The following is a 22,426-nucleotide window of genomic DNA, read 5'->3' as shown; positions in this document are numbered from 1 at the left end:
AGCGACGTCATGGACCCTGTGGCCGCCCTGAACCGGATCGCGTTCCTCCTGGAGCGCGCCCAGGCTCCGGGGTACCGGGCCCGGGCCTTCCGTACGGCCGCCGCCGCGGTCTCCGCACTGCCGGACGGCGAACCGGCCGCGCGGGCGGCGGCGGGCACCCTCGAGTCCGTGAAGGGCCTCGGGCCGAAGACTGCGGCGGTGGTGCGCGAGGCGCTGGACGGGCAGGTCCCGGAGTATCTGGCGCGGCTGGAGGCGGAGTTGGAGGAGTCCCTGCGGACCGCCGGGCCGACGCACGGGGGCGAGGCGTTGCGGGCGGCCCTGCGGGGCGACTGCCATCTCCACTCGGACTGGTCCGACGGCGGCGCGACGATCGAGGACATGGGCCGTGCGGCGGCGGGGCTCGGCCATGAGTGGGCCGTGCTCACCGACCACTCGCCCCGGCTCACGGTGGCGCGGGGACTGTCGGCCGAGCGGCTCCTGGAGCAACTGGACGTGGTGGCGCGGCTGAACGAGGAGTGGGCGCCGTTCCGTCTGCTGACCGGGATCGAGTGCGACATCCTGGACGACGGTTCGCTGGACCAGGAGCCCGAGCTGCTCGACCGTCTCGACCTGGTGGTCGGTTCGGTCCACTCGAAGCTCCGGATGGACGGGAAGGCGATGACCCGCCGACTGGAACGGGCCGTGCGCAACCCGCTGATGGACGTGCTCGGGCACTGCACGGGCCGGCTGGTGGCCGGGGGGCGGCTGCGGCCGGAGTCGGAGTTCGACGCGGAGCGGGTGTTCGCCGCGTGCGCCGAGTCCGGGACCGCGGTCGAGATCAACAGCCGCCCGGAGCGGCTCGACCCGCCGCGGCGGCTGCTGCGGCTCGCCGTGGCGGCAGGCGCGTACGTCGCGGTGGACACGGACGCGCACGCGCCGGGCCAGCTGGAGTGGCAGATCCTCGGGTGCGCGCGGGCGGAGGAGTGCGGGGTGCCGGAGGACCGGGTGATCAACACCTGGTCGGCGGAGCGGTTGTCGGAGTGGACCCGGGCCTGAGGGGGGGACCCGGGCCTGAGGTGGGCGGCAGGCCCGCCGGCGGTCAGGCGCGCTGCCAGACCGTCGTCGCGTTGCAGAACTCGCGGATGCCGTGGCCGGAGAGCTCACGACCGTAACCGGAGCGCTTGATCCCGCCGAAGGGGAGGGCGGGGTGCGAGGCCGTCATGCCGTTGACGAACACGCCGCCGGCCTCCAGGTCGCGCACGAAGAAGGCGACGTCCTCGGCGGAGCGGGTCCAGACGTTGGAACTGAGGCCGAACGGGGAGTCGTTGGCGAGGGTCACGGCCTCCTCGATGTCACGGACCGCGTACACCGTGGCGACCGGCCCGAAGGCCTCCTCCTGGTGGATCCGCATCTCCGGGGTGATGCCGGTGAGGACGGTGGGGCGGTAGTACCAGCCGTTCGCGAGGGCCGGCTCCTCCGGCCGGTGTCCGCCGCACAGGGCGGTGGCGCCCCGCCGTACGGCGTCGTCGACGAGCTCCTCCAGGTCGGTGCGGCCCTGTTCGGTGGCGAGGGGGCCGACGTCGGTGGACTCGTCGAGGGGGTCGCCGACGGTGAGGGCGTTCATGGCGGCGGTGAAGCGCTCGGAGAAGTCGTCGTACACGTCCTGGTGGACGATGAACCGCTTGGCGGCGATGCAGGACTGCCCGTTGTTCTGCACGCGGGCGGTGACGGCCGTCTTCACCGCCCCGACGATGTCGGCCGAGGGCATGACGATGAACGGGTCGCTGCCGCCGAGTTCCAGGACGGTCTTCTTGACCTCGTCGCCCGCGACGGAGGCGACGGCCCGGCCCGCGGGCTCGCTGCCGGTGAGGGTGGCGGCGACGACCCGGGGGTCCCGCAGGACGCGCTCGACGTCGCGGGAGCCGATGAGCAGGGTCTGGAAGCAGCCCTCGGGGAATCCGGCGCGGCGGAAGAGGTCACCGAGGTAGAGCGCGGTCTGCGGCACGTTGGAGGCGTGCTTGAGGAGTCCGGTGTTGCCCGCCATGAGCGCGGGCGCGGCGAAGCGGATCACCTGCCAGAGCGGGAAGTTCCACGGCATGACGGCGAGGACGGGGCCGAGGGGCCGGTAGTGCACGCGCGCGATGTCGGCTCCGGAGTCCTGGACGTCGCTCTCCGCCGGGTGCTCGTCGGCGAGCAGCTGCTCGGCGTTGCGGGCGTACCAGCGCATCGCCTTGGCGCACTTGGCGGCCTCCGCGCGGGCTGCGGCGACGGGCTTGCCCATCTCGACGGTCATGGTGTGCGCGATGTCCTCGGTGTCCTCGTCGAGGAGACCGGCGGCGACGCGCAGCAGGCGGGCGCGTTCGGCGAAGGAGGTGGTGCGGTACTGGCGGTACGCATCGTGAGCGGCGGCGATCCGCCGCTCGACCTCCTCGGGCCCATGGGCCTCGTAGACGCGCAGCGTCTCACCGGTCGCGGGGTTCACGGTGGCGATGCCCATGACGGGTCTCCTCCTGACATCGGCCCCCGTCTGCACGCTTCCGCTAAGCGGGGCTCGGCGCAACAGGGGCGGCGCGGTGGGGTGACCCGAAAGGGGCGGCGACCTCGGGAAACCTGGGGAAAGCTCGGGAAACCTCGGGAAACACGGCCGACGGCGATTCTCAGGCGGTGAGCCAGTTCAGGGCTCCCGCGAGGTGGGCGCGGAAGACGGGGTCGCGGTACGTCTCCGGGGCGTGACCGAGCGCGGTGAAGAACACCCGCCCGCCGTCGATCTCCCGGCACCAGACCAGCGGGTGGTCGTCACCGTGGGTGCCGCCCCGGTACGAGGCCTCGTCGGCCCGCGCGAGGACCCGCACCCCGGACCCCGCGTCCCGCGGGTCGGACGTGAAGTTGTACCACTCGTCGGTCCAGTCCCAGCGGGCCGGCAGTTGCGCCGTCGCGGGGTGCTCGCGGTCGTCGACGAGGACGATGCCCGGCTGTATCTCGGGGTGGCCGTCGAAGCGGGTGCCGAGGAGCTCGCCGTAGAAGGGCCAGTCGGGCTCGGCGTTGGCCGCCGCGTGGACGGCGAGGAGGGCGCCGCCGCCCCTGAGGTACGCCTCCAGGGCGACGCGTCCCTCCGGGCTCAGGACGTTCCCGGTCGTGGACAGCAGGACGACGACGGCGCACCGGGCCAGACGCCCGGGCGTGAACGCGTCCGGGTCCTCGGTCGCCTCGGCCTTCCACCCGAGCTCGTGAGCCAGCTCCGTGAGCGCGGCGGCCCCGTCGGGGATCGAGTCGTGGCGGTAGCCCGTCGTGCGGGTGTAGATCAGGACGTCCGGGGTGGGCACGTGGGGCTCCAGGGGACGGGGACGGGGTGGCGGAGAGAGCTTCGGAGAGCGCTTGGGTAAGCACTTCGGTAAGCACTTCGGTAAGCGCTTTCTGAGCAGGTCGACCGTAGCGATCGAAAACCCCGGGCCGCAACCCTCGGCCCTCCGCGTGCCTGCTCCTCGCCATGGCTGATCCGTTGTCGTATCGGATACACCTCTGTATCTTTTGGCGCGCCCTGCCTCACCCGCTCTCCGAGGAGCCGTCATGAGCACCGTGCCGCCCGCGCTCGCCGCCGCCGTCGGGCCGTTGCCCGAAGGGGTCGTCCTTCCGCTGCCGCCCGTCTTCGACTCCGTCGAGGAGGAGCGCTGGTACCGCAAGGAGCAACTCGCCGCCGGTTTCCGCATCTTCGGGAGGTTCGGCTTCTCCGAGGGGGTCGCCGGGCACATCACCGTCCGCGACCCCGGCGACCCGAACGCCTTCTGGGTCAACCCCTTCGGCATGAGCTTCGGTCAGATCAAGGCCTCCGACCTGATCCTGGTGGACCACGAGGGGACCGTGCTGGAGGGGCGCAGGCCCGTGAACCGGGCCGCGTTCGTCATCCACTCGCGGGTCCACGCCGCCCGGCCCGACGCGATCGCCGCCGCGCACTCGCACTCCCTGTACGGCAAGGCCTTCTCCAGCCTGGGCATCCCGCTCGACCCGATCACCCAGGACGCCTGCGCCTTCTTCGAGGACCACGGGATCTACGACGACTACCGGGGCGTCGTCAACGAGACCGAGGAGGGCGAGCGGGTCGCCAAGGCGCTCGGCGACCACAAGGCGGTCATCCTCAAGAACCACGGGCTGCTGACCGTCGGTCAGTCCGTGGCCGAGGCCGTGTGGTGGTTCGTCACCATGGAGCGGTCCTGCCAGGCGCAGCTCCTCGCGATGGCGGCGGGCACCCCGCAGCACATCGACCGGGAGACGGCCCTGCTCACGCGCGGGCAGATCGGCGGGCATCTGGCCGGCTGGTTCCAGGCGCGCCCGCTGTGGGATCAGATCACGGCATCCGACCCGGACCTCTTCGACTGACCCTCGCCCTCGGCACCGGCGCCGGGAATCTCCCGCGTCGACGCCTCCAGGAGCGGGGCGAGGAACTGGCGCTCCAGGCTGCCCGGCGGCAGCTCCGCCGGCTCCACGTAGCTCTGCGCGAGTCCGCCCTCGCGCAGGGCGATGAGGAGGCGTGCGAACCGGTCGGCGTCCACGGTCAGTTCGCGCCCGGCACGGCGCAGGACGAGGGTGAGCCCGCGGGCGATCTCGGTCCGCAGTCGCGCGTCGTGGCGCGCGAGCACCCAGGCGGCCTGCGGGTCGCGGATGGCGTGCAGGGTGAACTCGGTGGTGACGAGGTACCAGTCCCGCTCGTCCGGTTCGACCCGGGCGGCGAGTTCCGCGAGCCGGGTCAGGGTGTACTCCTCCGCGGTGAGCGCGTCGATCGACTCGGCGAGCCGTCGCACGGTCCGGTCGCTGTGCTCGTCGAAGAGGGCGAGGAAGAGCTCTTCCTTGCTGGCGAAGTTCGAGTAGTACGCGCCCCGCGTGTATCCGGCGCGCTCGCAGATCTGCTCGATGGTCGTCGCGTGGAAGCCGTGCTCCGCGAAGGTCTCCAGGGCGGCCTTCAGCAGCGCCGCGCGGGTACGGGGCCGCCGCCTGGTGACACCTTTCGGCACGGGTGCCTCCTCCTTCGTCCTGGGCCGCTTCCCGCGGCGGACGACCACCCTACCGGCGGTCTCATCCCGGGCAGGGATGACCACCGGCGGATAAAATTCACGCATGGGAGAGCGGCCCGTCGTGCCCGCGGCGCCCGATCTGGTCCTCGAGATCGACGGGGACGCGACCCGGATGATTCCGGGCCGTGTCTATCGCATCGGGCGTGACCCCACCAGTGACATCGTGCTCGCGGACGCGCGCGCGTCCTGGCACCACGCGGTGCTGAGCGCGCCCGCCGGCCACTGGACGCTGGCGGACGAGAGCAGTACGAACGGCACCTTCACGGACGGTCTGCGGGTGGACGGGCCACGGGAGGTGGGTCCCGGGACGGTCGTGCGGTTCGGCCATCCGGAGGACGGACCGCGCGCGGTGCTGTCGTCGGGTGCGGCCCCGGCCGCCCCGGAGGCGATGCCGTCGGCCCAGCCACCGATGCGGCCCGCAGCGGAGCCGGAGGCACAGCCACCCGTACAGCCGGAAGCACAGCCGGAGACTCGTCCGCCGGTGCGGCCGGAGGCGGAGCCCGCCCCCGCGCCGTACTCCGCCGTGCCCTCCGACCCCGCCACCCCGCGGAACACGCCCCCGCCCCGGCCCTCCGCCGTCTCGCACCCCGCCGCCACCGGCACCTTCCGGCAGCCGACGTCCGTGCGGCCGCTGCCCGCGCACAGCATCCGGATCGGCCGTTCCCCGGACAACGACGTCGTCGTCCCCGACCTGGTCGTCTCCCGGCACCACGCCGAGCTGCGCGCCCACCCCGACGGCACCTACTGGATCCATGACCTGGGCAGCCACAACGGCACCTACCTCAACGGCGCCCCCGTCGCCGACGCCCGCGTGACGCCGGACGACATCGTCGGCGTCGGCCACTGCGCGTTCTGCCTCATCGGCGGCCAGCTCGTCGAGTTCACCGACACCGGTGAGGTCTCCCTCGACGTCCAGTCGCTCGCCGTCACCGTCGACCACGGGCGCAAGACCCTCCTCGACGAGGTGTCGTTCCCCGTGGGCGAGAGGTGCCTGCTCGGGGTCGTCGGGCCGTCCGGCGCTGGCAAGTCGACCCTCCTCGGCGCGCTCACCGGTCAGCGCCCCGCCGACCGGGGCACGGTGCTCTACGACGGCCGCGACCTGTACCGGGACTACGCCGAGCTGCGGCAGCGCATCGGTCTCGTCCCGCAGGACGACATCCTGCACCTCCAGCTGAGCGTGCGCCGGGCCCTCGGCTACGCCGCCGAGCTGCGCTTCCCCGAGGACACCGATCCGGACGAGCGGCGGGCGCGGGTGGACGAGGTCATCCAGGAGCTGGGGCTCGTGGAGCGCGCGCAGCAGCCGATCCACAGCCTCTCCGGCGGCCAGCGCAAGCGGGTGAGCGTCGCGCTCGAACTGCTCACCAAGCCGTCTCTGCTCTTCCTCGACGAGCCGACGTCCGGTCTCGACCCGGGCATGGACCGGTCCGTGATGCACATGCTGCGCGGGCTCGCGGACGACGGCAGGACGGTCGTCGTCGTCACGCACAGCGTGCTCAGCCTGGATGTGTGCGACCGGCTGCTCGTCCTGGCGCCGGGCGGCCGGGTCGCCTACTACGGGCCGCCCGCGGACTCCCTCGGCTTCTTCGGTTTCGACGAGTGGCCGGAGGCCTTCGAGGCGTTCGAGAACGACCGGGACCGCGACTGGGCCGGCCTGTACCGGTCCTCCCGCTTCCAGCGCCGCTACGTCGACGAGGCGACGGCCCGCCCGAACGTCCCCGTTCCGGGGGCCGCCCCGGTGGAGCGGGAACCGGCTCCGCCGCCGAAGGCGCAGAGCTGGGGCTCCCAGCTGCGGACGCTCGTGCGCCGGTACACCGCGGCGCTCTCCGCCGACCGCACCTTCCTCGCCATCATGATCGCGTTGCCGTTCGTGATGGGGGCGATGGCCAGGGCACTGTCCGAGGGCGGCTTCAACCAGGAGTCGACGCTGAACGTCCTGCTCATCCTCTGTGTGGGCGGTGTCCTCACCGGCGCGGCGAACGCCGTCCGCGAACTCGTCAAGGAACGCACGATCTACCGGCGCGAGAGAGCCGTCGGCCTGTCCCGCTCGGCGTACCTGGCCTCGAAGGTGGTCGTGCTCGGCACGATCACGGTCGTCCAGGCGGTCGTCCTGACCTTGGTGGCCCTGATCGGGGTCCCGCTGAACGTGCCCGGCGGCAAGGGTGTCCTCATGCCACCGCTCGTGGAGATCACCCTCGCCGTCGCGCTGCTCTCGTTCACGGCGATGATGCTCGGTCTGCTCGTCTCCGCCCTGGTCCGCAAGGAGGAGGTGACGATGCCGCTGCTCGTCCTCCTCGCGATCGTGCAGGTGGTGTTCTGCGGGGCGCTCCTGACCGTACGGGGGACGCCCGTCCTCGAGCAGCTGGCCTGGCTGGTGCCGTCGCGGTGGGCGTTCGCGGCGATGGGCGCCACGGTGGACATCGGAGCGGTCTCGCCGAGCGACAAGACGGCGGATCCGCTGATGGACCACACGGCGGCGGCCTGGCTCTTCGACATGGGCATGATGGTGGTGCTCTGTCTCGTCATCGGCCTGGTCGTGGCGCGGCTGCTGCGCCGCCACGAGCCGGTCGTCATGCGGAGGTAGGCCCGTGAGCGTCCCCGTACCCGAGTACGTGCCGGACTTCCGGCCCACCCATGTCGTACCGCGCGACGGTCTCGACGCCTGGGAGGGGCCGGATCCGGGGCTGCCCACGGCGCCGCTCGACGCGTTCCTGCCGGTACGGCTGGAGGAGCGGGCCGGTGACTGGGGGCGGATCCTCTGCTCCAACGGCTGGACGGCCTGGGTCGACGCGCGGCTGCTCGTCACCGTCCCGGACGATCCGCCGGCGGCGGGGCAGCAGCTCACCAGGACCGCCGATCCCCGCCCGCTGATCGCCCGCGCCGAGGACGCGCTCGGCCGCTACCGGCGGGCGGCGGAGGAGCTGGGGGCGGGGCGCCTCGACGGCGAGAACTTCCGGCTGCGGACGCGCGGGCTGCGGGTGGGCATGGTCGTCGACGGCGAGTCGGTGTGGCTGTACGACGCGGAGCACGAGCGGTGGGTGTACTGCGACGGCGTGGGGCTGAGTACGTACGCGGCGTCGTCGGCGCCCTCGGTCACCTCCCCGGTCTCCCCCGCCGCCGGCGCGGGCAAGCGCGACCAGGACGCGGAGGCCGACGGAGCCGACGGAGCCGACGGAGCCGACGGCCATGATCGGGCCGCCGCCGCGCCCCTCGACCACGAGCCGACCCAGGTGGTGCTGCGGGGCGACCCGCCGGCCGCCGACGCGCCCCCGGCCACCGGACCGCCGCCGACCCAGGCCGTGCCGCAGCCGCAGGCGGACCCCGCCGCGGCACCGCCGCCCACCCAGGTCGTGGAGCGGCCGCCGCCCCGAACGGCCGGTGAGGAGTGATGGCCGACGCGCCGCGCGACGAACCGGAGCTGCCGGCGGGCCGTCCCTCCGGGCTCCTCGGCAAGGAGATCGCGGGCTACCGGGTGGAGAGCGAGATCGGCCGCGGCGGAATGGCGGTCGTGTACCGGGCCCGCGATCTGCGGCTCGACCGGACCGTGGCACTGAAGCTGCTCGCCCCCGAGCTGGCCCGCAACGACACCTTCCGCCGGCGCTTCGCACACGAGTCGCGGGTCGCCGCCTCGATCGACCACCCCCACATCGTGCCGGTCTTCGAAGCGGGCGAGACGGAGGGCGTGCTGTACATCGCCATGCGGTACGTGGCGGGGCAGGACCTGGTGGCCCTACTGGACCGCGAGGGTCCGCTGCCGCCGGGGAAGGCGGGGCGGATCGCCGTACAGGTGGCGTCGGCCCTGGACGCGGCGCACGCGCACGACCTGGTCCACCGGGATGTGAAGCCCGGCAACATTCTGGTCGCTGAGGGCACGGACCGGGACCATCCGGAGCACGTGTACCTCACGGACTTCGGCCTGACGAAGAAGTCGCTGTCGCTGACGGGGTTCACCACGGTGGGCGAGTTCGTCGGCACGCTGGACTACGTGGCCCCCGAGCAGATCTCGGGAAAGCCGGTGGACGGCCGGTGCGACGTCTACAGCCTGGCGTGTGTGGTGTTCGAGACGCTGGTGGGAGCGCCACCGTTCCGCCGTGACACCGACTGGGCGGTGCTGTGGGCGCAGCAGTACGACCCGCCACCCCCGCTGTCCGAGGTCCGGCCCGGGCTGCCGGAGTCGGCGGACGCGGTGTTCGCGAAGGCGCTGTCGAAGACACCGGAGGAGCGGTACGGGACGTGCCTGGAGTTCGTGGCCGAGCTGCGGGCGGCGCTGACGACGGGCGGTGGCGGGCCGGTCGTGACGAAGGGCCGGGACCCGCTGACCCCGCCGCGCGACCCGCCCGCGTGGGCGCGGCCGGTGTTCCGGAGCCGTTAGCCAGTGCGGCGGTCGCCCCGCCTCACCACCCGGGTACCCGCCCCGCGTTCCTGAGTACCCGTCTGAGTACGCGGCCCCTTCGGCCCCGGAACCCGGGCGTGCGAAAGTGCGTCCGTACGGGCCGAGGGGCCGGGTGCGGCCCGGGGACGGGGAGAGGGGACGGACGTGGACCTGTTCGACGGAGAGCTGGGCGGCCGGGACGAGCACCAGGTGGACGCGGGGGGCGGCTGCTCCTGGTTCTCCGTGGTCCTGATCGGGCTCGCGATCCTCGTGGTCATCGGCATGAACTGGTTCTTCGACTTCGTCAGAAGCCTGTTCTGACGGTGTCCGCCGGAGCGGCGGCATCCGCACGCCCGAGGGCCTCCTCGACCAGGCCGCGCAGCTCCTTGTCCTGGACGATCCTGGGGTAGGACCATTCCACGCACAGGCGACGCTCCGACTGCCGCACCGTCAGCAGCGCCGTGCGGATCGCCGGGCTGATCACGCCCATGCGGATCACCGCCCTGAGGGCGTCCCGGAAGAACCCGTAGTCCTCTCCGCCGCCGGCGATCGGCAGGATGAACTCCTCCAGGACTTCCAGGGTCGGTCGGACCCTTCCGGTGATCTCCCAGAGCGTGATCGCCGCGGTCAGCCGGTACCAGTGCGGGCCGTTCTCCATCACGGCCCGCACCCCGTCCGCGTAGGGCGCCGCGTCATGACCGAACTCGGCCAGGGCGGTGAGGGATGCGCCCCAGGAGTCCTCCGCCTGCAGGACCGCCTCGCCGGCTGCCCTCAGCAAGGCTTCTCGGTCCCCGCCGATCCGCAGCACGGTCCGGGCCACCAGTGCGTGGTTGCCCGGATGGTCCAGGACCTGACAGGTGCGCACGGCGGGTGCGGCCGAAGCAGCGGCAGGTCCCATGGCCGCCAGCAGCCTGAGCACCGTGACCGAGGTCCGGGTGTCGGTGAGCAGCGGGAGGAGGTCGGGCAGCGCAGTTGCCCGTACGCCCCCGCCCCAGGCCTCCAGCACGCCGAGGAACGTGCGGGTCGCACCGGATGCGGGCCCGCTCTCCCGGATCGTCTCCAGCATGGCGGGCAGCAGGACGTCCGCGTGCGCGCGCAGGGGTGTCAGGACCTCCCAGGTCTCCGGCCGTCTGGGCTCACTGACGACGTAGCCCCGGCCCTGCTCCTCCTCCTGCGCGCGGAGTTGCTCGATCAGCCCCGGCAGGGCGCGCGTGTCGTCGATCCGCGTCAGTGCCCACCGGGCGAACTCCCGGACCGTTCCGTCCAGGAGGTCGTCGGACGCGTCGTCGTCGAGCAGTCCGGCGAGCGCGTCGGCGTAAGGGGCCGCCGCCCGGCCGAGCACCGCGAGGATGTTCGCCGCCCTCAGCCGTACGGGCCCGTCCGCGTCGGTCAGCAGTGCGCCGGCGAGCGGCAGCAGGACGGCCTCCGTGGACCGCTTGTCGGAGAGCAGGAGCCACGCCGCGTCGAGTGCCTCCCGGCACAGCGCGGTGTCCGCCGAGCGTCGGGACGTCTCGATCAGCGTGACGACGAAGGAGAGTGCGGCGTCGACGTCGTGCGCGAGCAGTTCGGCCGTCGACCGCACCAGGTCCTCGCGGGTCCAGGGGCCGTCGACGTCCGGGGTGTGCCAGACCTCTTCGAACCGCGGTCTCAGGGCGGGGTCGGAGAACACCGCGATCAGCCTGTCCATGTGCCGGACGGGCAGGTCGCGGTCGAGTCCCGCCGAGGCGTGCACGGCCGCCACCCACAGGACGGGGTCGTCGGTGTCCAGCAGGTCGGCCAGCACCGCCCGCACCTCATCGGCCCGCTCCCCGGCCCGTCCGGCGGCGACCTCCTCTCCGAGGGCGAGCAGCAGCGGCAGCCGTACCGTCGGGTCCGTCTCCACCCGCCATCGCTCCAGGAGTCTCCCGGTTCCCCCGGACAGTGCCGTCGCCGCCCGCCGTACGGCCGGCTCGGGGTCCGCGAGCAGGACCCACGCCCCGGACCAGTCCTCGCTGTTCGGTGCGGGTGTCCGCATCGCCACCAGCACGTCGACGAGTGCGCGGCGCACCACGACCGGCAGACCGGGGTCGGCGGCGAGGGCGATGACGAACGGCAGGGCCACCGCGGCCGCGGACGGCGGCTCGCCACCGTCCCTCGCGACGAGCGCGTAGAGGGGGTAGGTGTCCTCTTCCGTCGCCGCCGCCCCTGCCGTGACGAGTCGACGAAGAGCCCGCCGGACGTCAGCGACCGGTTCCGACGGGCTGCCCGTCTCAAGGCCGGCCCACTCCACCGCGTCGAGCGCTCTCAGCAACATCCCGTCCCCACACCCTCGTTCGCCCCCGCTTCGGCCCGCCGGGCCGCCTGCGCGGCCTCATTCTGCGGCATCGGGGGCCATGTAACGGTCGGCGAGCGCGGTGGCACGGTCGCGCAGGGCGGCACGCAGGGACTGCGGTGCCAGCGCTTCCGCGTCCATGCCGAGCTGCCACAGGGCCCATTCGGCGTGCCGTGCGTCCTGGTAGGTCAGCTCCAGACGCAGCCGGCCGTCCGCGTCCGGCTCTTCGGCGCGGACGGCCACGGCGGTGTCGAGCAGGTCCTCGCGGCGCGCCGGGTTCACCCGGACCAGGACGGTGAGGTGGCCGTCGCTGAGGAACCGCGCGGAGCGTTCCCGCCAGATCCGGTCCAGGTCGACCCGCTGGGGCCGCTCGGCCGTCTCGGCCAGTTCCTCGGCGGCCAGCACCCGCGACAGCCGGTACGTGCGGTCCGCCCCCGCTCGTGTGGCCAGCAGGTAGCCCCGGCCCCGCACCGTGACCAGACCGACCGGGTCCACCGTGCGCCACTCCGGTTCCTGGCCCGTGGCCGCGTAGTGGATGCGCAGCCTGTGTCCGGCGAGCACCGCGCGCCGGACCTCCCTCATCGTGGTGGCCGCCACCTCGTCGGCGACCGCCCTGCGCGAGAGCAGGTCCGCCTCCGGCTCGACCAGGAAGCGCTGGACGGCGTCGCTCGCGGTGGTCCGGTGGTTCTCGGGCAGCGCGTCGAGGACCTTCCGCACGGCCGAGGCCCGCGCCGAGCCGAGGCCGAACGCCTGCTCCCCGCGGCCCGGTCCGGCGGTCAGCAGAGCGAGGGCCTCGTCGTGGTTCAGTCCGGTGAGTTCGGTCCGGAAGCCGGGCAGCAGCGCGAAGCCGCCGTGCCGGCCGCGTTCGGCGTAGACGGGGACGCCGGCGGAGGAGAGCGCGTCGATGTCGCGCAGCACCGTACGGGTGGACACCCCCAGCTCGCGGGCGAGCGCGTCCGCGGTCAGGCGACCGCGCTGACGGAGCAGGAGCACCAGGGAAACCAGCCGGTCGGCGCGCATGCGAGAACGCTAACGGAATACATGACCAAGGGTGTCGTGATTTGTTGGCAGGCTCGTGAGCACGGCATCGGAGCGGGCGGCCGCCGCGGCGCTGGACGTACGGACTCCCCATGGAACGACATGGGTCGAACGAATCGAACGAATCGAATGGAGCTGATGTGGCGATGGAGCGAACCGCGGTCAACCCGGTGACGTGGTCGGTGGAGATGGGGTTCAACCAGGGCGAGCTCGTCTCCGGGCACACGCGGACCCTGTACGTCTCGGGCCAGACGGCGATGAGCGACGAGGGCAAGCCCCTGCACGACGGCGACATGGCCGGGCAGTTGGCGCTGAGCATCGACAACGTCGAGGCCGTGCTCGGTGAGGCCGGGATGTCCCTCGCGAACCTCGTACGGCTCAACGTCTACACGACCGACGTCGACCTGCTCTTCCGGCACTACGGCGAGCTGGCGGGCCGGTTGGGCGCCGCCGGGGTGGCACCGGCCACCACGATGCTCGGGGTGACGCGCCTGGCGGTCCCCGGCCAGCTGGTCGAGCTCGAGGGCACCGCCGTCGCGTGACGCGGCCCCGGCACCACTGCTCCTCGCGCCGGGCGCCCCGGCGGGAGGGGTCGGTCCGGGTTCCGCGGTACGCACGCCGGGACCGCCCCCGCGCGCGCTCGTCGACCTGCTCGCGCGGCTCTCCGGGAGCACTGTGGAGGTAGGCGTTCGAGGAAGGTGACGGGCATGGGAGTCACACCTGGTCAGCAGCCCCCGCCCTGGGGCGGTCAGCCGCCTCCCCCCGGCGGCGGCCCGGGAGGTCGTCCGCCGTCCCGGGACGGCGGACGGGGCGGTCCGCCGCCTCCCCCGGGCGGCGGCTGGGGCGGCGTGCCACCGCAGCCGCCGCGGAGGTCGAGGACCTGTCTGGTCGTCGGCCTCGTTCTCGGCGGCCTCGCGCTGCTCGCGGTGATCGGCCTCGTCGCCCTCGTGGTCTCGGTGGACGACCCCGCTCGGGACGATCCGGACGGGCCCGCCGGGGACGTGCGGATCACGGCCTGCCAGGTGGACGCCGGGACGAAGTGGCCGCACGCGCAACTGGACGTCACCAACCGCAGCAGCAAGCCGAGCGACTACGTCATCGGCGTGGAGTTCACGGCGGCGTCGGGCGAGCGCCTCACCGAGGCGCACGCCGCGGTCACCCACCTGGCTCCCGATCAGGTCGCCCACGAGCGGGCCCAGAGCCTGACCCAGGTCGACGAGCCCGTCGCCTGCCGGATCACCGAGGTGACACGGGTCGCCTCCTGACTCCCCACCCCGGTCTCCGGCGGCCTCCCTCCTCGTGGCGGCCCGGGAACGGGGTGACGCAGGGAACACGGGGACCGGGGCAACCATTCGGCACAGTCGTAGGTCTTCTGTTCGATCACGCCGGTGATCGAACCTACGAGGAGACCATCATCACCGCTATTCGCAAGACCCTCACCGCCACCGCAGTCGTCGGCGCCGTCCTGGCGGGTTCGGCCGCCTGCGGCACCGTGGAGCAGCTCTCTGCCGGGAAGAAGCTGGACCAGGCCTTCGAGAAGCTGGGCAAGGAGAAGTCGGTCTCCTTCGAGCTGGACCTGGACGTCGACGCGAAGACCATCAAGCTGATGGACGCCGAGTCCGACCCGGAGCCCGGCGACGAGATCCCCGACGAGGCCGCCGAGCTGATCAGCGGTGCGAAGATCAGCGTCACGGTGGAGTCGAAGAAGGCGCTCGACGAGTCCGAGGAGAAGGACTTCGTCGGTATGGCCATGAAGGTCAGCACCCCGAGCGGTGACCTCCTCGACTACCGGGTCATCGGCGACTTCATGTACGTCCGGTCCGACGTCAAGGCCCTGAGCAAGGCGCTGGGCTCGCCCATGCCGCCCGCCGACCAGCTGCCTCCGGAGGCGAAGGGCCTCAAGAAGGTGCTCGACGGCGAGTGGGTCAAGCTCAACACCAAGGAGATGGAGAAGGCCGGCCGGGACATGGCCGGGGAGATGGGCGAGGCCCCCGGTGCCAAGCCGTCGGCGGAGCCCTCGCTGGACCCCAAGACGCAGAAGAAGCTCGTGGAGGCGCTCCGCGAGGTCATCGCCCGCGAGGTCGACTTCAAGACCGCCGGCGGCGAGGACGGCACCGAGCACATCACCGCGACCGCCCCGCTCCGCACCCTGCTCACCGAGATGATCGGCGAGCTCCGTCCGCTCGCCAAGGACCTGCCGCCCGGCATGGACCTGCCGACGGACAAGGACCTCAAGGACACCCCCGACACCAAGGTCTCGGCGGACTTCACGCTCAAGAACGGCGAGCTGACCGAGGTGTACGTCGACCTCGCCAAGCTGGCCGAGAACGCGAAGGTCAAGAAGTTCGGCCTCGTGCTCAAGATGAGCGGCGGCACGAAGCCGGTGGCCCCGGCCGGCGCGACCGAGATGAACCTGGAGGAGCTCATGGGCGGCTTCTTCGGCGCCATGATGCCGGACGAGGGCATCGAGGACGGCTTCGACGGGGAGTTCGAGGGGGACTTCGCCGAGAGCGCCGCGTAGGCACCCGGCACAGCGCCCGGTCCCGCGCACGGGGGGAGGCGCGGGACCGGGCTGTTCCTCACGGTACTGGCCGCGGGCGCCGCCGCGAAGGGTCCGCGGCGCCTCTCGCTTGCCGGGTTCACCCCGCTCCGAAGCCGGGTTCACCCCCGTCGCCCCTGTGCTCCCTGTCGCCTCGGTCGTCTCTGTCGTCCCGGCGGCGGAGCGCTCGGGCCGCGCTAGGTCGGCGGCGGCACGCCGGGACCGTTCTGCTTCCCGGGCCGCGCCGGCGGCGGAGGCCCGGTCCTGGTGTCCGCCTCGCCCTTGCGGCGGACACGGGTGGCGAGCAGGCCGCCCAGGAAGCCGAAGAACAGGCCCCAGAGCAGGGCGAAGCCGACCGTCTTCCAGATGTGGGGGCGGAGGATCACCTCGCCGCCCAGGGCGTCCAGGTCGCCGATGCCGAGGACCGAGAGGCCGAGGCGGGCCTCCACCAGGGTCAGAGGGGTGACGACCAGCATCGTCAGCGCGAACGCGATGCCCAGGTGCAGGGCGTGCTGCCAGATCCTGGTTCTCGCCGGGGAGCGGACCGCCGCAAGGAAGGCCGCCGCGAGGACCAGGACGGCCGCCACCGGGAGCAGCCACCAGGCCCGCGCGTCCTCCGCCGCGAGCGAGCCCAGGTCGATCGTCGAGAGGTCCGTGCTGTCGCCCGTGCCGTCGCCCTGGCGCAGGACGGCGTCGAGGATCTGCGGCATCGGCAGGCCGAACGGGCCGTCGACCCGGCCCTCCCAGGAGCCGCCGATGCCGACGCCGAGCGCGAGCCAGGTGACGTTGGGCAGGCCGAGCAGGAGGACGGCGAAGGTCTCCGCGGCGTGGCCCTTGGTCGCCGCGACCACCACGCCGATGACCAGCCCCACGACCACGTACGCGAGGAGCAGCAGGAGCATCGCGTGCGCCGCCGGCCGTACGGGTTCGTGGTAGCGGACGAGCCGGGGCGGCAGCGGGGTCCTGCGGGACACGAGGAGCGCGACGACGAGCACGCCGAGGATCCACAGCAGCCCGTAGAAGAGGGTCGGTCCGACGTCGGTGCGGAAGCCGACCGTCGGGTTCACGGCGTCCAGCAGCTCCCCGAAGATGTCCATCAGGGCGTCCTGGTCCTCCCCGCCGCCGATGGTGAGGGGGAAGTCGTGCCGGGCGACGGCGGAGACTCCCGCCAGGGCCACCAGCCAGAGGACGACCGTGCTCACGGCGCGGAGCAGGAGTTCGCGGGACTCGGCCACGGCGTGGTGCCGCAGGGGCCGCAGGAAGCAGTAGCCGACGACCAGTGCGCCCACCAGGGTGACGGTCAGCGGCATCGCGGTCAGTTCGGCCTGGGTTCCGGCGAGGCCTCCGGCGTCGCCGGAGAGTTCGACCTTGCCGCCCCCGGCCATGACGACGACGGCGGCCAGGACGGCGGTGAAGCCGCCGGGCAGGTCGCCCGCGCCCGCGGCCCAGAGGCCGAGGCCCGCGACGACGCCCATCGCGACGAAGCCGGCGACCACCGCGGCCAGGGACTGCAGGCCGACACGGGCGAGGAGCCCGGTGGTGGTCGCGGCGGGCCGCGTGGAGGTGGGGAGCCGACTGCTCACCCTGCCCACGCTAGTACCGGTGCCGGTCGGCCGCTTGCGGACGGGACCGCACGGGTACGGACCCCGCGCCGACCGGCCGGGCGGGCACCGGGCAAGCACCGGACGGGCACAAGGCCGCTCGTGCGCCAGGCCGCTGGTGTGCCGGGTCGCTCGCAGGGCCGGGGCGCTCGCAGGCCGGGGCGCTCGCAGGCCTGGGCGCTCGTGTTCTGCCACTCGGGGTCCTCCGCTTGCGGGTACCCACCGTTCGGCGCACACAATGGGCCCGGAACGGAAGAAAGGGAAAAACGTGACTTCCCACCCGCCGTCCGGCCCTCCGTCGGTCCCTCCCGCAGGTCCCCCCTCGGGCCCGCTCTCGGGCCCGGGCGCACGCCCGGGATCCGCCGGACACCCGCCACCGCCCCCAGGTCCGCCCCGCAGCGGCGCGGGCGGCGGTTCGGGCGGCGGCGGCTCCTCCGGCGGCTCCGGCGGTTCAGGCGGTTCAGGCGGCTCCGGCGGTCCGGGTGGACCCGGCGGAGCAGGCGGTTCCGGCGACGGCACGCCCGGCACCCCCGGCACCCCGCCGAACGGCGGCCGGGGCAAGGGCCCCTGGTGGCGTTCCGTCCCCAAGGTCGCCTCCGTCACGGCCGTCGTCGTCGCGGCGGCCGCCCTGGCCGTGGTGCTCACCAACAGCCCCGACGACAAGAGCGACACCGGGGGCTCCGGCGGCGGCGAGGTGTTCCTCCAGAACGCGGCCGCGTCCGGCCCCGACCCGTTCACCAAGTCGACGGCGCGCACCCAGCCGGCCTCCGCCTCACCGGCCTCACTGCCTCCCCGCACCAGCTCGGCGACCCCCGAGGTGTCGGGCTCGACACCCGGCCTCTACGGCGGGACGCAGTCGGTGGCCAGCTGCGACGTCGAACAGCAGGTCCGCTATCTCTCCGGCGAGCCCGCGAAGAACGCCGCCTTCGCCTCCACCCTGGGCATCCAGGCCGACCAGGTGCCCGGCTACCTGCGCTCCCTGACCCCGCTTCAGCTCCGGGCCGACACCCGCGTGACGAACCACGGCTTCAGGAACGGCGCGGCCACCGCGTACCAGTCGGTGCTCCAGGCCGGCACGGCGGTCCTGGTCGACGACCGCGGAGTGCCGCGGGTCCGCTGCGCCTGCGGCAACCCGCTGACCCTTCCCGTGGCGCAGAAGTCGCCGAAGACGACCGGCACGCCGTGGCCGGGCTACAACTCCAGCCAGGTGGTCGTGGTCGCACCGTCGGTGACGGTCGTGAACATCTTCGTGGTGTACGACCCGGAGGACGACAGCTGGTTCGCACGGCAGCACGGGGACACGGGCACGAAGGACAAGCCGACCCCGCCGCCGCCCACCAAGTCCCCGTCGACCTCGGCGTCTCCGTCCACCTCGACCTCGACGTCCCCGTCCGTCTCCCCCTCGACACCGGTGCCGTGCGTGACGGTGACGGGCGACGAGACCCCGACGCCGCGCGACGGCGTGACACCGTCGCCGTGCCCGTCGACGGTCACCCCCTCGGAATCGACGTCGTCGCCGCCGACATCACCCCCGGACACGTCCCCGTCGTCCCCGTCCACCCCGTCGTCCGACACGCCCCCGCCGGACACCACGACCTCGGACACCACGACGTCGGACGGCATCACCCCGCAGGACGACACGTCGTCGTCGGCCGACGCGCCGGGCCCCGAGTCAGCGCCGGTCACCCAGAGTTAGCCGGGCGGGCGGCCGCCCGGCACAGGGCGGCGCCGCGCCGCCCGTGGCCGGTCACGGCTGCTCCACGGGGCGAGGGCGGCTGCGCACCGGGGACGCCTTCGCCTCCGGGCGCGAGGACCGCGCGGCGAGCGTGCCGCGCGCGGCACGCAGGAGGTCGAGGTTCCGCAGGCCCCTCAACCGCGCCCCGAGCCTCAGGGGCCGGGCCGCCGCCCGCTCCTCCGCACGCCGCTGCCACAACCGCTCGTCACGGTCGGTGAAGTGTCCGGACATCAGCCGTCCCTCTCCTCGCTGGAAGGTGGCCACCAGGCCACTGAAAGGGAGTCTGTAACCTTATTGGCCCGGACAGCAGAGCCAATGAGGAGTGATTGGCATGGCAGTGGCACGCGTGGTCCATACAGCGGACCGGACCCTCACGGGCCGTCAGCTGGCCTCGCTCCTCACCCCGCCCGCCGAGGGCCGGTTCGGCTACCGGGAGCTCGCGCGGGCCGTTCGGGAGGCTCTTCTCGACGGGCGGGTGGCCCTGCGGCTGCGCCTGCCGGCCGAGCGGGAGCTCGCCACGGTGCTCGCCGTGAGCCGGACCACGGTCACCGGGGCGTACGACCTGCTGCGCGAGAGCGGGTACGCGCACAGCCGACGGGGCGCGGGCACCTGGACCGCGCTTCCGGAGGGCCAGGCGCCGACCCCGCTCGGGGCCTTCCACGACGTCACCGGGGCGACCATCGACCTCGCCCTCGCCGCGCCGGAGGCCCCCGCCGCGGAGCTCTCCGCCGCGCTCGCCTCGGCCGCCGCCGAGCTCCCGCGCTACGCCGGCACGCAGGGCTATCACCCGTACGGTCTCCCCGCGCTGCGCGCCGCCGTCGCCGCGCGCTACACGGCCAGGGGCCTGCCGACGCTCCCCGAGCAGATCCTCGTCACCACGGGGGCGCAGCAGGCCCTCTCCCTGGCGCTGACGCTGCTCGGCCGTGCGGGTGACCGCGTGCTCGCCGAGAACCCCTCGTACACCAACGCCCTCGACGCGATGCGGGGCCGCATGCTCCGCATCACCCCGGTGCCGGTCACCGAGTCCGGCTGGGACACCGGGCTCGTCGATGCCGCGCTCCGTCAGACCGCGCCGCGGCTCGCCTATCTGATCCCCGACTTCCACAATCCGACCGGGCACCTGATGCCGCAGGAGCAGCGGCGGGACCTGGCGCGGTCGGCGCGGGCCACCGGGACCTGGCTGGTGGTGGACGAGACGCTGACGGACATCGCGCTCGACGTGCCCGCGCCGCCGCCGTTCGCGGCGGCGGCCGCCGGCGGTGACAGCGAGCAGATCGTCTCCGTGGGCTCGCTGAGCAAGAGCTGCTGGGGCGGACTCCGGGTCGGCTGGGTGCGGGCCTCGTCCCGGGTCGTGACGGAACTGGCCCGGGTGCGGATCACCGCCGACCTGTCCGGTTCCGTACTGGATCAGCTGGTGGCCGTCGCCCTCATGGACCGGCTCGACGCGATCCTGCCGAAGCGCCTGGCGGAGCTGCGGCTGCGCAGGGACGCGCTGGCCTCGGCGCTGGCCCGCCACGTACCCGAGTGGCGGTGGACGGTGCCGCCCGGCGGGATGTGCCTGTGGATCGACCTGGGCCGCCCGGGCGCCTCGAACCTCGCGGCCCGCGGCCTGCGGCACGGGGTGCGGGTGGAGGGCGGTGCCCGGTTCGGTGTGGACCCCGGCACCCACGAACACCGGCTGCGCATTCCGTTCACCCTGCCCGAGGAGGTGTACGAGCCGGCGGCGGAGCGGCTCGCCGCGGCCCTCGACGGGGCGCCGGGGCGCTTCGCCGACCCGGCGCTGCCGGACTGGGTGGCCTGACGGCCGCGCGCCGTCGGCGCTTATTCGGATGCCCGCCGACCGGGGTCCGTGTACGGTCCACCGAGTGGAACCATTGGCCGACAAACAGATCCGCTCGTCCTTCGTGAACTGCACCAAGGGCGAGGCGGCGCGCCTCAAGCTGCCGCTCGACTTCGCCGAACTCCCTTGGGAGGACCTGGACTTCCTCGGCTGGATCGACCCCGGTGCGCCGCTCCGCACCCATCTGGTGGTCCCCCGCGCGGACGGACCGGTCGGCGTGAGCCTGCGGGTACCGGCCGCCGGGCGGACCAGCGCCATGAAGTCGAGCATGTGCCAGGTGTGTCTGACCGGGCACGCCTCCTCGGGCGTCACGCTCCTGGTGGCGCCGCTCGCCGGGGCGCGGGGCCGCGAGGGGAACACCGTCGGGATGTACCTCTGTGCCGACCTCGCCTGCTCCCTGTACGTGCGGGGCAAGCGGCAGCCGAAGCTGCGCGGCCGGCGCCAGGAGGAGTCCCTCACGGTCGACGAGCAGGTCGCCCGTCTGACGGGCAACCTGGACGCCTTCGTGGACCGGGTGACCTCGGCCTGAGCCCGGGGTCGTTCCCGTGTCAGGCCGCGCGCGGGTCGGGCCCGGCCCGCGTCGGTCCCGGCAGGCCGGGACAGCCGTGCCGGGACGGCCCGTACGGGGACGGCCTTCCGGTGCGGCTCAGCGGAAGGCCTGTTCGCCGGTGAGCGCCTTGCCGATGACCAGGGAGTGGACCTCGCTCGTGCCCTCGTAGGTGAGCACCGACTCCAGGTTGTTGGCGTGGCGCAGCACCGGGTACTCCAGGGTGATGCCGTTGGCGCCCAGGATCGTGCGGCACTCGCGGGCGATGGCGATGGCCTCCCGGACGTTGTTCAGCTTGCCCACGCTGACCTGCTCCGCGGTGAGCGCGCCTGCGTCCTTGAGCCGCCCCAGGTGGAGGGCGAGCAGCATGCCCTTGCCGAGTTCGACGGACATGTCGGCGAGCTTCTGCTGCGTGAGCTGGTACGAGGCGAGGGAGCGGGCGAAGACGGTCCGGTCGCGGGCGTACGAGATCGCCGTCTCCAGACAGTCGCGGGCGGCGCCGAGGGCGCCGAAGACGATGCCGAAGCGGGCCTCGTTGAGGCATCCGAGCGGGCCTGACAGGCCCCGGGCCCCGGGCAGCACGGCGTCGGCCGGGAGGCGGACGTCCTCCATGACCAGTTCGCTGGTGACGCTCGCGCGCAGCGACAGCTTCATCCTGATCTCCGGGGCGCTGAACCCGGGGGTGCCGGCCGGCACGAGGAAGCCGCGTACGCCGTCCTCGGTGCGGGCCCAGACGACGGCGACGTCCGCCACGGAGCCGTTGGTGATCCACATCTTGGTGCCGTTGAGGACCCAGTCGGAGCCGTCGCGCTTGGCGTTGGTCCGCATGGCGCCCGGGTCGGAGCCGGCGTCGGGCTCGGTGAGGCCGAAGCAGCCGATGTACTCCCCCGCCGCCATCTTCGGCAGCCACTGCTGCTTCTGCTCCTCGGAGCCGTACTTCCAGATCGCGTACATGGCGAGCGAGCCCTGCACCGAGACGAGCGAGCGCAGTCCGGAGTCGACCGCCTCCAGCTCCAGACAGGCGAGGCCGTAGGCGACGGCGTTGGTGCCGGCGCAGCCGTAGCCCTCCAGGTGCATGCCGAGCACGCCGATGCCGCCGAGGGTGCGGGCGAGCTCGCGGGCGGGGATCTCGCCCTTCTCGAACCAGCCGGCGACATGCGGCCGCAGCTCGCGGTCGGCGACGGCGCGCACGGTCCGGCGGATCTCGCGCTCCTCGTCGGTCAGCAGTCCGTCGATGGCGAGCAGGTCGAAGGGGTGGACGGGGGCGGAGCTGGACTGCGACGACGATGGCGACTGCGACGACTTCACGGACGGCCTCCTGGCGGCTGTGGCGACTCGGCGAGGCGAAGCGTAGCCCCCTACCGGATATTGGATCCAGTATTGAAAATCCGGTATCCCGGC

The 22,426-nt window shown here is 73.2% G+C and carries 20 protein-coding genes; 12 read left to right on the top strand and 8 right to left on the bottom strand.

The genetic code is table 11. From position 1 onward, the window contains the following. Positions 1-9 precede the first annotated feature (9 nt). Positions 10-1,035 (top strand): PHP domain-containing protein, encoded by a 1,026-nt coding sequence (locus AMK27_RS02975; RefSeq protein WP_073902435.1) that lies wholly within the window; start codon positions 10-12, stop codon positions 1,033-1,035. Positions 1,036-1,078: 43 nt separating this feature from the next. Here AMK27_RS02975 and AMK27_RS02970 read toward each other — a convergent pair whose 3' ends face one another. Beyond that, positions 1,079-2,476: an NADP-dependent succinic semialdehyde dehydrogenase gene (locus AMK27_RS02970; protein WP_073902434.1), complete on the bottom strand. Its 1,398-nt coding sequence runs from the start codon at positions 2,474-2,476 to the stop codon at positions 1,079-1,081. 160 nt (positions 2,477-2,636) lie between these two features. Then, positions 2,637-3,302: a ThuA domain-containing protein gene (locus AMK27_RS02965; protein ID WP_073902433.1), complete on the bottom strand. Its 666-nt coding sequence runs from the start codon at positions 3,300-3,302 to the stop codon at positions 2,637-2,639. A 244-nt stretch (positions 3,303-3,546) separates the two neighbouring features. Here AMK27_RS02965 and AMK27_RS02960 point away from each other — a divergent pair, with 244 nt between their 5' ends. Beyond that, on the top strand, positions 3,547-4,353 hold the full coding sequence (locus tag AMK27_RS02960) for a class II aldolase/adducin family protein (RefSeq protein ID WP_073902432.1): 807 nt from the start codon (positions 3,547-3,549) through the stop codon (positions 4,351-4,353). Here the strand turns inward: AMK27_RS02960 and AMK27_RS02955 are convergent. Beyond that, complete coding sequence (locus AMK27_RS02955; protein WP_073902431.1) at positions 4,317-4,985, bottom strand: TetR/AcrR family transcriptional regulator; 669 nt, start codon at positions 4,983-4,985, stop codon at positions 4,317-4,319. The two genes, AMK27_RS02960 and AMK27_RS02955, sit on opposite strands and share 37 nt — an antisense overlap. A gap of 103 nt (positions 4,986-5,088) precedes the next feature. Between AMK27_RS02955 and AMK27_RS02950 the strand changes: the two genes are divergently transcribed. From AMK27_RS02950 to AMK27_RS42930, 4 genes are all read left to right on the top strand, one after another. Next, positions 5,089-7,626 (top strand): FHA domain-containing protein, encoded by a 2,538-nt coding sequence (locus AMK27_RS02950; RefSeq protein WP_073902430.1) that lies wholly within the window; start codon positions 5,089-5,091, stop codon positions 7,624-7,626. Between the two features lie 4 nt (positions 7,627-7,630). After that, positions 7,631-8,431, top strand: coding sequence for a hypothetical protein (locus AMK27_RS02945; RefSeq protein WP_073902429.1), 801 nt, complete (start codon positions 7,631-7,633; stop codon positions 8,429-8,431). Then, the gene (locus AMK27_RS02940) at positions 8,431-9,414 is read left to right on the top strand and encodes a serine/threonine-protein kinase (protein ID WP_073902428.1); all 984 of its coding nucleotides are present in this window, start codon (positions 8,431-8,433) and stop codon (positions 9,412-9,414) included. The genes AMK27_RS02945 and AMK27_RS02940 overlap by 1 nt, the downstream gene beginning before the upstream one ends. Positions 9,415-9,579: 165 nt before the next feature. After that, complete coding sequence (locus tag AMK27_RS42930) at positions 9,580-9,735, top strand: hypothetical protein (RefSeq protein WP_198955788.1); 156 nt, start codon at positions 9,580-9,582, stop codon at positions 9,733-9,735. Here the strand turns inward: AMK27_RS42930 and AMK27_RS42610 are convergent. Then, positions 9,719-11,707, bottom strand: coding sequence for a hypothetical protein (locus AMK27_RS42610; RefSeq protein ID WP_073902427.1), 1,989 nt, complete (start codon positions 11,705-11,707; stop codon positions 9,719-9,721). The two genes, AMK27_RS42930 and AMK27_RS42610, sit on opposite strands and share 17 nt — an antisense overlap. 57 nt (positions 11,708-11,764) lie before the next feature. Further along, positions 11,765-12,745 carry a helix-turn-helix transcriptional regulator gene (locus AMK27_RS02930; RefSeq protein WP_073902426.1) on the bottom strand — a complete coding sequence of 327 codons (981 nt, stop codon included), beginning with the start codon at positions 12,743-12,745 and terminating at the stop codon, positions 11,765-11,767. Positions 12,746-12,909: 164 nt separating this feature from the next. On the opposite strand from AMK27_RS02930, the gene AMK27_RS02925 reads away from it, so the two are divergent. From AMK27_RS02925 to AMK27_RS02915, 3 genes are all read left to right on the top strand, one after another. Continuing rightward, positions 12,910-13,305: a RidA family protein gene (locus AMK27_RS02925; RefSeq protein ID WP_073902425.1), complete on the top strand. Its 396-nt coding sequence runs from the start codon at positions 12,910-12,912 to the stop codon at positions 13,303-13,305. Positions 13,306-13,470: 165 nt separating this feature from the next. Then, a complete protein-coding gene (locus AMK27_RS42605) occupies positions 13,471-14,028 on the top strand; it encodes a hypothetical protein (protein ID WP_158076892.1) in 558 nt (185 codons plus the stop codon). 227 nt (positions 14,029-14,255) lie between these two features. Then, the gene (locus tag AMK27_RS02915) at positions 14,256-15,284 is read left to right on the top strand and encodes a hypothetical protein (protein ID WP_073903871.1); all 1,029 of its coding nucleotides are present in this window, start codon (positions 14,256-14,258) and stop codon (positions 15,282-15,284) included. A 215-nt stretch (positions 15,285-15,499) separates the two neighbouring features. Here the strand turns inward: AMK27_RS02915 and AMK27_RS02910 are convergent, their stop codons facing one another. Further along, the gene (locus AMK27_RS02910; RefSeq protein ID WP_079188158.1) at positions 15,500-16,894 is read right to left on the bottom strand and encodes a streptophobe family protein; all 1,395 of its coding nucleotides are present in this window, start codon (positions 16,892-16,894) and stop codon (positions 15,500-15,502) included. 277 nt (positions 16,895-17,171) lie between these two features. On the opposite strand from AMK27_RS02910, the gene AMK27_RS02905 reads away from it, so the two are divergent. Further along, positions 17,172-18,599, top strand: coding sequence for a DUF6777 domain-containing protein (locus AMK27_RS02905; RefSeq protein WP_198955787.1), 1,428 nt, complete (start codon positions 17,172-17,174; stop codon positions 18,597-18,599). Positions 18,600-18,650: 51 nt separating this feature from the next. Here the strand turns inward: AMK27_RS02905 and AMK27_RS02900 are convergent, their stop codons facing one another. Next, entirely contained in the window at positions 18,651-18,869 is a 219-nt protein-coding gene (locus AMK27_RS02900) for a hypothetical protein (RefSeq protein ID WP_073902423.1), read from the bottom strand. A 100-nt stretch (positions 18,870-18,969) separates the two neighbouring features. Between AMK27_RS02900 and yczR the strand changes: the two genes are divergently transcribed. Together yczR and AMK27_RS02890 are read left to right on the top strand one after the other, a co-directional pair. Further along, a complete protein-coding gene (gene yczR / locus AMK27_RS02895) occupies positions 18,970-20,439 on the top strand; it encodes a MocR-like transcription factor YczR (protein WP_073902422.1) in 1,470 nt (489 codons plus the stop codon). 64 nt (positions 20,440-20,503) lie between these two features. Continuing rightward, positions 20,504-21,007 (top strand): FBP domain-containing protein, encoded by a 504-nt coding sequence (locus AMK27_RS02890; RefSeq protein ID WP_073902421.1) that lies wholly within the window; start codon positions 20,504-20,506, stop codon positions 21,005-21,007. A gap of 117 nt (positions 21,008-21,124) precedes the next feature. Here AMK27_RS02890 and AMK27_RS02885 read toward each other — a convergent pair whose 3' ends face one another. Continuing rightward, on the bottom strand, positions 21,125-22,333 hold the full coding sequence (locus AMK27_RS02885) for an acyl-CoA dehydrogenase family protein (RefSeq protein ID WP_241847285.1): 1,209 nt from the start codon (positions 22,331-22,333) through the stop codon (positions 21,125-21,127). Between the last annotated feature and the right edge of the window lie 93 nt (positions 22,334-22,426).

The organism is Streptomyces sp. CB02009, assembly GCF_001905825.1.
GTDB lineage: Bacteria > Actinomycetota > Actinomycetes > Streptomycetales > Streptomycetaceae > Streptomyces.
Note: the sequence above shows the minus strand (reverse complement) of the source record. Positions and strands in the feature narration are given on the sequence as shown.